A 12,691-nucleotide genomic window follows, 5' to 3' on the forward strand; every position below is an offset into this window, starting at 1 on the left:
CAGAGGGAAGATTCATGCCGATGCTCGATCTCTTGCGTCGCGTAGTTCCTTTGAAGCGCGAGCGCATGTCTCGTCGATCAGACTGGTGCTGAAGTGCTTGCGCCTACCGCCGTGCCAAACGACCGAGCCGGTGTCCGAAACCTCATCATACTCGATGAAATCCGGCCAATCTGGATGAGGGCGACGACGACTGCGCGTATCGATGTCAGTCTTCCACCAGCGATTGAGCAGAACCACGGAATCGCGTGGTCGTGAGCAGCGCTTATCCGAGTTCAATGGTAGTTGCAGGAAGAAGGCAAGCGCGGACTCCGCAAGGTTCACCGGGATGGTGAAGCCCTTATGATGGTGGCTGGCTTTTCGTCCTGATACCGCTTGGGAGGAAACTTCGCCGATGTAGATCGACAATCCTTCATCGGCAATCGTCGTGCGAACTTTGTGCCGGGTGTTCATGCGACGTTCGAACCCCTTGGTGATGCCGACATACTGGAGCTTGGGCACTGACTGACGCCCAACTGTCCCTGCCGCCATATAGAGAACTTCGCCGAAGCCCCATTCACGGATCGCTGCGTTAGCTTCCTTCACGCTGCCGTAAGGCCCATACCAGTCGACTACGACGGCGTAGGTCATTGCTCCCCCTTCGACCGTTCGGCCTCGATTGCGCGCGGCCGGTTTCCCCACCCGGCTCCGCTGCTCATGGGGAAGGCAGATGAGACCAGCCCACGACACATTAGCCCATCAGAACCTCTCGGCTCTCCCGCGCGAACAAATCGTCCCCTATTTTTCCGACGCCCTCAACCCGCCTTTTGACAAAAATCGACCGCTCCCACGTCTAAATACTGCATGGACAACTATCACGACGACGAGCGCAGCCTCTCCATCTTCAAGCTGATGAGCCCCAGCGACCCGGCGCGTGCTGCTGATCCAGCTACCCGTTCGTTGCGATGGGCGCTGGCAGAACAAAGGTTGGCGCAGATGGCGGCAGAGGCGGAGGAGCGGGTCCGGGTTTTGAAGCGGCTCGGCTCACCGGAGTTCTGACCCGATCCGATCACTTCCCCCAGCGGGGATAACCGGAGCAGCCACTCTCATCGTCGCTGACAGCGCGCTGCTCATTCGCTATCACCCGCCATAGTGTTGTTGGGGCGGGGTTTTCTGTGTCTTCTGCTATTCGTGATCTGCTGGAACGCTATCGCTCGGGTGCCAAGTCCGAGCGCGAGAAGGGCACGTATTTCGAGCGCTTGTGCGTCGAGTTCCTCAAGCATGATCCCGAGATGGCGCAGCAATATGAGGATGCGTGGACCTTCCGCGAGTGGGCTGAAACCGCTGGGTGGAAGCAGACCGACACAGGCATCGACCTTGTAGCGAAGCTGCGGGAAGATGGCGGCTTCTGCGCGGTTCAGTGCAAGTTCTATCGCGCCGACCACCACATCCAGAAGTCCGAGATTGATTCGTTCTTCACCGCGTCAGGCAAAGCCCCCTTCACGCGCCGCCTGATCATCGACACGACCGAGGTAGCGTGGAGCAAGAACGCCGAAGACGCCCTCGACGGCCAGAATATCTCGACCACTCGGATCAGCATGGAGCGGCTCGAACAGAGCCCGATCGACTGGCGCACCTATCTGGCCGACGACCAGATCGTGCTCGCGCCCAAGAAGGAGGTGCGCCAGCACCAGCGCGAGGCGCTGGAAGCAGTGCGTGCGGGGCTGTCGGAAGCGGATCGCGGCAAGCTCATTATGGCCTGCGGCACCGGGAAGACGTTCACGGGCCTCAAGATCGCCGAAGACCTCGCTGGTCCCGGTAAGTTCGTCCTGTTCCTCGTGCCATCGCTCGCCCTGATGAGCCAGACGGTGCGGGAGTGGTCGCTCGACACCACCACACCGCTTCGGGCCTTCGCGGTCTGCTCCGACGCGCAGGTGGGCAAGCGCAACAAGGGCAACGACGATATCGGTGATATCGACGTTCACGATCTCGCGCACCCCGCCACCACTGATCCGGCGAAGCTCGCCAGCAAGGCAAAGGCACCCACCCCGGACGAGATGACGGTGGTCTTCAGCACCTATCAGTCGATTCAGGTGATTTCGAACGCCCAGAAGCAGCACGGCTTCCCCGAGTTCGATCTCATCATCTGCGACGAGGCGCATCGCACCACCGGCGCGACGCTGGAAGGTGAGGACGAGAGCAACTTCGTCCGCATCCACAATCAGGATTTTATCGCAGGCAAGAAACGCCTCTACATGACCGCGACGCCGCGCATCTTCGGCGACGCCGTCCGGTCGAAGGCCAAGGAGGTCTCCGCCGAGCTATGCTCCATGGACGACCCCGCGCTCTACGGGGAGACACTGTTCCAGCGCGGCTTCGGATGGGCGGTCCAGAATGACCTTCTCACCGACTACAAGGTGATTGTCCTCGCCGTCGATGAGGCGATGGTCAGCACCTCGATCCAAAACCGCCTCAAGGACGAGGACAATGCCCTCAAGCTCGACGACGCGACCAAGATCGTCGGATGCTACAAGGCCCTCACCAAGGCCGATCTCGCCGCCGACGTGGCGACCGACACCGGGCATATGCGCCGCGCGCTCGCCTTCTGTAAGGACATTGCTTCCTCCAAGCTGGTGCGTGACGAGTTCTCCGCTGTCGTGGAGGAATATCTCGCGTCTGCCGCCAGCGGTGATGAGGAGCCGCCCCTCGGCTGTGAGGTCCACCATGTCGATGGCACCTTCAATGCGAAAACGCGCACCCGTGAACTTGAATGGCTGAAGGCCGAGCACGAGGATCATAGCTGCCGCATCCTGTCGAACGCGCGCTGCCTTTCGGAAGGTGTGGACGTGCCCGCGCTCGATGCGATCATGTTCCTCCATCCTCGCAAGTCGCAGATCGATGTGGTCCAGTCGGTCGGTCGCGTCATGCGCCGCGCCCCCGGTAAAAAGATGGGCTACGTTATCCTGCCGGTCGGCATCCCCGCAGGGGTCGCGCCCGAGGAGGCGCTCAACAACAATGAGAAATACAAGGTAGTCTGGCAGATTCTGAACGCCCTGCGGGCGCATGACGAACGCTTCGATGCCACCATCAACAAGATGGATTTGGGTGTCGATGTCAGCGGCCAGATTGAGGTCATCGCGGTTTCCGACAAGCTGCCGACCAAGGCCAAGAAGAAGGCTGGCGGCATCGGCATCGGTCAGGGCGGCGGATTGACCGATAATGGCGACCGCGATGGAAGCAGCGAGCCCACAGGCGGTGAGGACCAACTCGCCTTCACGCTCGACGAGTTCACCACCGCGATCCGCGCCAAGATCGTCAAGAAGTGCGGAAGGCGCGACTATTGGGAAGACTGGGCAGGCGATATCGCCAAGATTGCCCAGACCCATATCACCCGCATCACGGCGATCGTGCAGCAGCCGGGATCGACCGAGCGCGCGGCGTTCGAGCGCTTCCTTGCCGAAATCAGGGACGACCTGAACGAGAGCATCAGCGAGAATGATGCGATAGAGATGCTGGCACAGCACCTCATCACCCGACCGGTCTTCGAGGCGCTGTTCGAGGGCTACAGCTTCACCAAAAACAACCCCGTCTCGGTCGCCATGGAGGAGGTTCTCACCGCGCTCGACGAGCAAAATCTCGGCAAGGAAGCCGAGTCACTTGAGCGCTTCTACGCCAGCGTGCGTTTGCGCGCTGCTGGGATCGACAACGCGGCGGGCAAGCAGAAGATCGTCGTCGAACTCTATGAAAAGTTCTTTCTCAAAGCGTTCAAACGCACAACCGATCGGCTTGGCATCGTCTACACGCCGGTCGAGGTTGTGGATTTTATCATTCACTCGGTGAACGAGGTGCTCAAGACCGAGTTCGGGCAGACGCTCGGCAGCAAGGGTGTCCACATTCTTGATCCGTTCACCGGCACCGGAACTTTCATTACGCGCCTGCTCCAGTCCGGGCTGATCGCGCCGGAAGAACTCGCACACAAATACCAGCATGAAATCCACGCCAACGAGATCGTGCTGCTTGCCTATTACATTGCCGCTATCAACATCGAGGCGGTCTACCATACGATGTCCGGCGGAGAATATCAGCCGTTCGAGGGCATTTGTTTGACCGACACCTTCCAGCTTTATGAGCAAGATCGTGATCTCATCAACGATCTGATGGCTGACAATAGCAACCGCCGCACCCGCCAAAAGTCGCTCGATATTCGAGTGATTTTTGGCAACCCCCCTTATTCTGAAGGACAGAAGAGCGAGAATGATAACGCTGAAAACATCGTCTATCCCAAGCTCGATGAGAAAATAAGAACCAGCTACGCCGCTCGCTCTGAAGCAACTCTCGCAAAGGGGCTGTATAACAGCTACGTTCGAGCAATCAGATGGGCGAGCGATCGCGTTGGCGATTCGGGCGTAATAGCGTTCGTCACCAATGCGGGTTTTGCGGATGGACGTTTCGCGAATGGATTGCGCCGCTGCCTTTCAGAAGAGTTTTCTCAAATAAGCATTTTCCACCTCCGGGGTCGACGAGGGAAACAGACAGCCGGAGAGCGAGCCAAACAGGAAGGCGGGCAAATATTTGGAGCGGGCAGTGGTGCTCCTATCGCTATTACTGTTTTAGTGAAAAATCCCGACAGCCAGAAAAATGGCGAAATCCGATTTCACGATGTCGGGGCCTATTTAAACCGTGAGGAAAAACTCGCTATCATACAGGGATATGGCAGCCTCTCTGCTATAGATCGCAAGGACGGATGGGACGTTATTACGCCCGATGAACATGGTGATTGGCTAAACCAGCGAGACTCATCTTTTGATAAACTTGTCGCCTTGGGTGATAAGAGGGGAGGTGAGCCAAAGATATTCGCCAACTTCAGCCTTGGCGTGGTGACCAATCGCGATGCATGGGCCTACAATCCAAGCAGAAATGCTCTGGAGTCCAATATGCGATCAATGTTGGAAGCCTATGATTCAGAGTTGCGTCGCTTCAATGAAACGATTGATCCGAGCTTGCGCAAAGTTCGAGGGGCGGAGGTGGACGGATTCATAGAAACAGACACGAGCAAGATTAGTTGGACACGGTCTTTGAAGGACTCTTTGGTTAAGTCCAAATATCTTACATTCGACGTTTCATGCCCGACGATAAGCCAATATAGGCCTTTCACAAGGCAATGGCTCTACTATAGCAGAGCATTGAATGAAATGGTTTACCAGATGCCGCGAATATTCCCATTCGCTGGTGGAGTAAACCGAGTTGTCTGCGTGTCGGCTGGCGGTGAGAAGGTGGCTTTCAGCACCCTTATGGTGGAATGTGTGCCGAGCTTGCACATGGTGGATATCGATGGAAGTCAGTGCTTCCCCCGTTATCTTTACGAGGAGGCCGGTCCTGCAAACGCAGACCAAGGAGGTCTATTCGTTCAGGACGGCCAAGAGCACGGCGAAGGCGCGCGCCGTGACGCCATCACCGATGAGGCGATTTCATATTTTCAAAGATCATATGACTCGCACGATATATCGAAGGACGACCTGTTCTACTACGTCTATGGCATACTTCATTCGCCAGATTACCGCGACCGCTACGCTGACAACCTTTCGAAGGAGTTGCCACGTATCCCGGCAGTGAAAGGCATCGAGAACTTTCGCGCCTTCGTGGAGGCAGGGCGGAAGCTGGGCAACCTCCACGTCGGCTATGAAAGCGTAGAGCCCTATCCGGTGGCGATCGCGCAGGGCGACTTGCGCCTCGCGCACATCGACAATCCCGAAGCCTTCTATCGGGTCGAGCAGATGAAGTTCGCGGGCAAGCGCCCCAAGCTCGACAAGACCACGGTAATCTACAACGCCAATATCACCATGACGGGCATACCACTCGACGCCTACGAGTATGTGGTGAACGGCAAGCCCGCACTGGAATGGGTGATGGAACGCCAGTGCGTGAAGACCGACAAGGCCAGCGGCATCGTCAACGACGCCAACCGCTACGCCATCGAGACCGTGGGTGATCCAGCCTACCCGCTACTGTTGTTCCAGCGGATGATCACCGTGAGCTTGGAAACCATCAAGATCGTCCGCTCTCTCCCCGCTCTCGACATCATGGCACCCATAGAGCAGCCGCAAATCGCGACTGCATAGGTTCTGTATATTTTGGGTTGATTTTGCAAAATCAGAGAGGTAGCGTCTGGCAGACTGAACTGGGGAGGTCCGTGTGGCCGCTGATATTGATGCCGTCCGTCAGGCGCTGACGCCCTATCATGGCAAAATCCACGCCTGTGTAATGGATGGCTTCGCCGAGTGGCGAGACACGCAGGCGTATCGCATCTCGAAGGGACACGCGCCCAACCTCTACTCGCGGACGAACTCGAACGACATCTTCGACGCCATCCTGCGTCGGGCCATCCCTGTGCTCGGCGCGGAGGAAAAGGTTTTCGTGAAGACCGAGGCGCAGACCGCGAGGTTCGTCATCGGTGGCGTGGCTGCTCGGTTCAAGAAGGCCGGGGATGACGGTCTCGGCTGCAATATCCCGACGCAGGCTGCCATGGCCTTCATGGATGCTGACCGGACGCTTCCCGGCCTTCCGCCCGAAACCGCCAAGATCGAACTGATCTGGGAGCCGAACGCGATCTGGACCAAGGTTGAGCGGGTGCTGGTTGTCGCCCGTGATGGCGATCGTCTGCTTTGGGAGTATGAAATCGTTGCGGACGCCGGTGAGGGCGCGATTACGCCGCTGGCTCCGACCAGTCCGCACGATGAGTCCGATGACGCGAGCGATCTGATCAAGCCGAAGGTCCAGCCCAAGACCAAGCCCGAAGCGAAGTAGCGATCATGTCTACCGTTGGCGATATGCTGCGCTTGGCGCGGCAGCGATTGGGATTCACGCAGAAGGCGGCTGCCGAGCGGATCGGCATCGCGCAGCCGGTCCTGTCACGCTTTGAGAATGGGCCTGCGGAACCCGACGATGCCTTTCTGCACAAGGCTGCGTCGGTTTACAGCTTGCCGCGCGAGTTCTTCAATCTCCGCGACCCCGTATATGGCCCGCCTGTGAGCGTTCACCCCATGTTGCGGGCGAAGGCGGACATCTCGGCGCGCGATCTCGACATGGTGGTTTCGGAGATGAACCTCCGCGTCATGCATGTGCGGCGCTTTCTGGATGCGGTCGATTACGCTCCCACGAGCGAGCTTCCCTCGCTGGAGGTGGAGCAATATGGCTCTCCTGAACGGATCGCTGGGGTCGTAAGGGCGCATTGGGGCGTGCGGTCTGGGCCGGTCAAGAGCCTCACGGCGCTCGTCGAGCGTTCCGGCGTGATCGTTGGAACATCGGACTTTAGCGGCGCATCCATTAGCGGCATGACGTTCAGGGTGCCGGGTCAGCCGCCATTGGTGTTGCTGAACAGGAACCACCCTGCCGACCGAATGCGCTTCACCCTCGCTCACGAGCTTGGACACCTCGTGATGCATCGCTTTCCAACGCCTGAAATGGAGGATGAGGCGAACGCCTTCGCGTCGGCTCTCCTCATGCCAGAGCGTGAGATGCGCGAGGCATTCGCCGGTCGGCGCATCACGCTTGAGCTTCTGGCCGCTCTTAAACCTGAATGGCGGGTCGCGATGCAGGCATTGTTGATGCGCGCAAAGGCGCTCGGCTACCTTTCTGACAATCAGAACAGATACCTTTGGCAGCAGATCAGCAGCCGAGGGTGGCGGATGAAAGAGCCGCCCGAGTTGGATTTTCCTCACGAACGACCGACCATCCTTAACGCGATCATCAAGGCGCATCTGGATGATCTGGGATTTACGCTGCCGGAGTTAAGTCGCCTCGTGCCGCTGCATGAGCCCGAGTTTGTTAAGATGTATGATCTGGCGGAAGAAGCCCCTTCAAAGCCTCGGCTGCGGTTGGTGATCTGATCCGCCGGTGGCGAGAACTTCAATGGGGGTATGAATGCAGCCAAGCTACATTTCGGTAATGAACGTCTTCACGCAACAGACGCGCTACACCGTGCCCCTCTTCCAGCGGCCCTATGTCTGGAAGAAGGAAGACCAGTGGCAACCGCTGTGGGATGACGTGCGGGAAGCTGCCGAGCGCGTGCTGAACGCACAAGGCAAGCCGGTCTCATCTCACTTCCTCGGCACGGTAGTTCTCGACCAGACCCTCAACCCCACTTTCAGCCTGCCGCGCCGAGAGGTCATCGACGGGCAGCAGCGCCTCACAACACTGCAACTGGTGCTGAAGGCAGCGGAGCATGCGCTGGATGAACTGCGGTCCACGGTCGCAGGTGACGAGGATGCGACCCGTGCGGTAGATATTGCCTCCCGCCAGATTGCGCCGTTGACCAGCAATCCCGCCTACGCTGACGACGAGGAACGCTACCAGGTTTGGCCCACGAATGAGGACCGACCTGCATTCCGCGACGTGATGGACAGCACGGTCAGCGAAGCGCCAAAGCTGCCCGACAGCCGCATGGCACAGGCGTATCGCTACTTTCGCGACGAGTTCCGGGGCTGGCTCATGGTCGGGCCGCACGGTGCTCGTGCCATGGCGCTCGCCAGCGCGCTCAAGGACCACCTGCGCCTGATCGTGCTCGACCTCGACACGACCGACGAACCGCAGGCGATCTTCGAGACGCTGAACGCCCACGGCACGCCGCTGCTCCCCGCTGATCTGATCAAGAACTGGCTGCTGTGGGAAGGCACCCGCCAAGGGCTTCCCACCGACAAGCTCTACCTCGACTTCTGGCAACCGTTTGATCGCGCCATCGACCACTGGCGGGCTCTTACCGGGACCGGACACGCGGCGCGCGCGCGTGTCGATACCTTCCTCGGCAACTGGCTCACCCGTCACGTCCGCCAGCCCATTCCGGCGAAGCACCTCTATGATCGCTTTCTCTCATTCGTGCGCGAAGGCGGGCCGCGCACGCCGGAAGGGAAGCTCGACGTTGCAGCCCTGATGGCGGATATCGCAGAGGACGCGAAGCGCTTCCGCCTGATCGAGAACCCGATGGGCAATAGCCGGTTCGACACCTTCCTTCGTCGCCTCGGCGTGATGGATATCGTGGTATTTCACCCGCTGCTGCTCGAACTCATGGGGCGTGCCGGATCGGACGCTGCCGACCGCGACGCTGCCGGTGTCGCGCTGGAAAGCTACCTCGTTCGCCGGGTGGTCTGTGGCTATCAGACGCGCGGCTACGGCACGCTCGCCATCACCTTGCTCGATCGGGTCGCCGCCGTTCCAGAAGGTCAGCCCGCCGCCCCAGCCATTCTTCAAGCGCTTGGCGAGTCCACGGGCTCCGACCGATGGCCCGATGATGCAGCCTTCCAAGCCGAGTGGTGCCGCAAGAAGTTCTACGGCAACCTTCGTCGCAACCGCGTCCTCATGATCCTGCGCGCGATCGAGGAGCACTATCAGCGTGAGGGCACCAAGTCGGAACCCGTCCTGTCATTCAACTTCGACGAGTTGGAGATCGAGCACATCCTGCCGCAGGCGTGGGAAGCTCATTGGCCTCTCGATGAGACCGTCACCACGCGCGAGGATCGAAACTGGTGGCTGCACGGGATCGGCAACCTTACTCTCATCAGCGGTTCGCTGAACAAGGAGTTGAGCCACGGCCCATGGATCGCTGCCGATGACGCCGCTTCGAAGCGGAGCGGGCTGCAACTCCACAGCAAGCTCGAACTCAATGCTCGCCTGCTGCGCGATCACGCCGGGGCATGGGACGAAGCCGGGATGCAGGCACGCGCAAATGCACTGTTCTCGACGGCGCGGCAAATCTGGCCCGCCGCAGTGGCAGCAACCGCATAGGGGGGCAACGCTGGTGAAGGGAGAACTTCGACCGAATACGCAGGAGGATGTCGAGGACGTGATCCTGACGATCCTTCACGGTCGCGGCACGCTGACCACTGCCGAGATCAATCACTCGGTGCGCCAGCGCATCCGGCTTGTCCCTGCCGATCTGCAACGAGCCGCCAAGCGTCCGAACGAGACGAAGATCGATCAGATCATCTCGAATGCGCTTCAAGATCGGCGACGGCTCTGCCGAGACGGGCTGATCGAGCGCGTTGATCGCGGAGAGTTCCGCATTACTGATAAGGGTCGAGCCTACGTTGCCGAGCAGGAAAGAATGTCGAAAGGCGCCTCTGCGCTGCTTGATGAGCTATTCCCCGACGAGAAGTGGGACGATTAGGCCGCTTTCTCGGCGAGGCCGATTTTCATGCTCCCGACCGCCTCGCGGATCATCTCGTCGATTGTGTCAGGACCACCACCTTCCGGCGTGAGGTCCATCATATGGATAGGCTGTTGATGGCGTCCGAAATAGCCCCACCCTGTGTTTTGCGAGAGACCGCTCTCACGCCACTGGCCGCTCATACCGGCACAGCGCAGGCGCAGACCACGCGCCGAAACATTGCGGGCAAGCCGCCACAGGGCCGCGACCAGTGACCCCGCATCCTCACCTGTGATTTCCTCATCCGCATCCACAGTGACGGTGACGAAATAGCCAGCGAATACGCGGCTCCTCCCGGTCTCAACAATGCCAAGTCGATATGTGGTGCGCTCCCGGTCCCCTTCCGGTCTCACCACGGTGCATTCGCCCGTATCGCGCACCACGTAGTGCCGCCATTTCTTCGCCTGCTTTTCCATGGTATATTTATCGCGCTTGCCGCGCGTCAGAGGAGTGAAATCTGCTTCCTCGCGGTCTCGGCTTCCGCCGCTTGACGTGCAGATCGCCGCTGTGGGCGGCCCGTTTGCACGATCGATTTCGGATCGAGCCTATCTGGGACAGGTCGATCCTCATAGGTATGCCCACGCAAATCAGCAGAAAGTCGCAGTGCATCGCGAATGGCGGATGCCCGCTCATTCGTCGCTGTTTCTTCTTCGGTCGCAAGGGCTTTCCGCGCAGCAGGATCAGCGTAGCGCATTTTGAATCTCACGATCGCCATCGCGATCTCGAACTCGCGTTCTGCCTCATCAATAAGACCGATGTGAACGTCGAACAGGCGACGCACTGTTTCCGAGTGCCATGTCTTTTTCTTTCGTCGCGTGAGAACACCGTTTGTAGTGAGCCACCGCGCGTATGCGTCATGAGACGGTTCTCCGGTGTCTGCGTAAATCGGGAGTTCTCGGCGCGCTTCCGCAAGCAACGGAACAAAGCTCGCCGCCCATTCGGCGGTGGCAAGCCGCCGATGTCTCAACCCAATGATCCTGCCGCGTTCGCGCTCTTCCTGCATCGGAAGGGTTTGAACTTGCCCACTAAATGTGAAGTTAACGACCACATCTAAACGTTAGGGCTGGAGACGAATCACCCCGAGGAGCGATATCTGGTCGGTCGCCCCAAACGACGAGGTGACGCATGACCCAACCGATCCACGATATTCTCACCCAGCTTGGCGCGGTTATCACTGCGCAGCTTGATGCCGCCAATGACCGCGCCTTTTCGGCTGAAAGTCAGTATCAGCGTCTTTTCGAAGGGCTGCGGGCGCTGGTCAACCAGCCCGCTGCAATCCTTCCCGAGGCAGCCAACGACGCGGACGAGATCAGCATCGAGCCTGTGCCGCATCCCAGCACGCCGCCTCATGCCAGCACCACGACCACTCGCACTGCCATCCCTGATGATCTGTTCCTCGACGCTCTCTGCACCGAATGGCGGAGCGCGCATGCCATCCGCGCCGAGATGGCCTCCGAGGGACGGCAGGTTGCTTACGGCACGGTCTACAAGCGTCTCGCCAAGTTGGACGCCGAGTGTCCCGACCTGATTGAGGCTGCCGACGCTCCTGTTCGCTGGCGGCTTCGTTCGCCTCGTCGCAAGCAACGGCCCGACGATGCGATTGTCGCCGAAGCCACTACCGGCAGCACTCGCGGCGCGCGTGCTCGCGGGGCAATGCCGCTCGACGCGATCACGGACGTGCGGCAGCGTGTGGCCGATGCCCCGGCTCCCACCGAAAAGTTCACGCCCGTGCTGCACCGGGGGGATTGCTTCGAAATCATGAAGTCGATGCCGGATGGCTCGGTCGATCTCATCCTTGCCGATCCGCCTTATGCGACCACGGGCCTCGCAATCGACCCCACGATTGATCTGGAGGCAATGTGGGCGGAGTATCGCCGCATCATCAAGCCAACCGGCACGATCATCCTTTTCGGCTCCCAGCCTTTCTCGTCCAAGCTTGTTTGTGGCGCACTCGACCTTTTCAAGCAGAGCCTCATCTGGATCAAGAATCGCGCGACGGGCAACCTCTTGGTGCGCGACCGCCCGCTGAAGCAGCATGAGGACATCCTCGTGTTCAGCGTTGGAACGGCAATCCAGAAGAGCCGGTCGGCACGCCGCTACACCTATAATCCGCTCGGACAGACCACGGCGGGCATGAAGAAGGTCAGCGCCGCGAAGCAGACCAAGTATCTGCATGGCGTGAAGCATAACCCCGGCTTGGAATATGAAGGAACGACCGGCAATCCTCGTAGCACGCTCTATTGCCCCAAGGATGAAAGCCACCACCATGTCTTCCAGAAGCCGCTGGCCTTGCTGGAGTATCTGGTGCGCACCTACTCCAATGAGGGCGACGTGGTGTTTGACAGTTTCATGGGCAGCGGAAGCACCTGCGTTGCTGCGCTTCGTGCCGGTCGCATGAGCATCGGAATCGAAATGGAGGAGACGCTGTTCGAAGTTGCACGGCAGCGGGTGCAAGCTGAACACGCGCATGATGATGACCAGAACTGGCACGCGGCTGCTTGATCCGCACCGCACCCA

Annotated in this window: 10 protein-coding genes; 7 read left to right on the forward strand and 3 right to left on the reverse strand. The window is 59.5% G+C overall.

All coding sequences use genetic code 11. From position 1 onward, the window contains the following. Positions 1–12: 12 nt before the first annotated feature. Entirely contained in the window at positions 13–627 is a 615-nt protein-coding gene (locus LK535_RS16470; RefSeq protein WP_227773019.1) for a hypothetical protein, read from the reverse strand. Between the two features lie 213 nt (positions 628–840). Here LK535_RS16470 and LK535_RS16475 point away from each other — a divergent pair, with 213 nt between their 5' ends. From LK535_RS16475 to LK535_RS16500, 6 genes are all read left to right on the forward strand, one after another. Then, the gene (locus LK535_RS16475) at positions 841–1,035 is read left to right on the forward strand and encodes a hypothetical protein (protein WP_227773020.1); all 195 of its coding nucleotides are present in this window, start codon (positions 841–843) and stop codon (positions 1,033–1,035) included. Between the two features lie 116 nt (positions 1,036–1,151). Further along, positions 1,152–6,095: a DEAD/DEAH box helicase gene (locus tag LK535_RS16480; RefSeq protein WP_227773021.1), complete on the forward strand. Its 4,944-nt coding sequence runs from the start codon at positions 1,152–1,154 to the stop codon at positions 6,093–6,095. Positions 6,096–6,168: 73 nt separating this feature from the next. After that, the gene (locus tag LK535_RS16485; protein ID WP_227773022.1) at positions 6,169–6,780 is read left to right on the forward strand and encodes a hypothetical protein; all 612 of its coding nucleotides are present in this window, start codon (positions 6,169–6,171) and stop codon (positions 6,778–6,780) included. A gap of 5 nt (positions 6,781–6,785) precedes the next feature. Continuing rightward, positions 6,786–7,862: an XRE family transcriptional regulator gene (locus tag LK535_RS16490; RefSeq protein ID WP_227773023.1), complete on the forward strand. Its 1,077-nt coding sequence runs from the start codon at positions 6,786–6,788 to the stop codon at positions 7,860–7,862. A gap of 34 nt (positions 7,863–7,896) precedes the next feature. After that, positions 7,897–9,753, forward strand: a complete 1,857-nt coding sequence (locus LK535_RS16495; protein ID WP_227773024.1) for a DUF262 domain-containing protein — start codon at positions 7,897–7,899, stop codon at positions 9,751–9,753. Between the two features lie 13 nt (positions 9,754–9,766). Beyond that, entirely contained in the window at positions 9,767–10,135 is a 369-nt protein-coding gene (locus tag LK535_RS16500) for a winged helix-turn-helix domain-containing protein (RefSeq protein ID WP_227773025.1), read from the forward strand. Here LK535_RS16500 and LK535_RS16505 read toward each other — a convergent pair. Together LK535_RS16505 and LK535_RS16510 are read right to left on the reverse strand one after the other, a co-directional pair. Further along, positions 10,132–10,590 carry a hypothetical protein gene (locus tag LK535_RS16505; protein ID WP_227773026.1) on the reverse strand — a complete coding sequence of 153 codons (459 nt, stop codon included), beginning with the start codon at positions 10,588–10,590 and terminating at the stop codon, positions 10,132–10,134. The two genes, LK535_RS16500 and LK535_RS16505, sit on opposite strands and share 4 nt — an antisense overlap. 26 nt (positions 10,591–10,616) lie before the next feature. Next, entirely contained in the window at positions 10,617–11,177 is a 561-nt protein-coding gene (locus LK535_RS16510; protein WP_227773027.1) for a hypothetical protein, read from the reverse strand. A gap of 122 nt (positions 11,178–11,299) precedes the next feature. Between LK535_RS16510 and LK535_RS16515 the strand changes: the two genes are divergently transcribed. Further along, positions 11,300–12,676 (forward strand): DNA-methyltransferase, encoded by a 1,377-nt coding sequence (locus LK535_RS16515; RefSeq protein WP_227773028.1) that lies wholly within the window; start codon positions 11,300–11,302, stop codon positions 12,674–12,676. Positions 12,677–12,691: the final 15 nt, after the last annotated feature.

This window comes from Sphingomonas sp. IC4-52 (genome assembly GCF_020707225.1).
In the GTDB taxonomy this organism is placed as follows: domain Bacteria; phylum Pseudomonadota; class Alphaproteobacteria; order Sphingomonadales; family Sphingomonadaceae; genus Sphingomonas.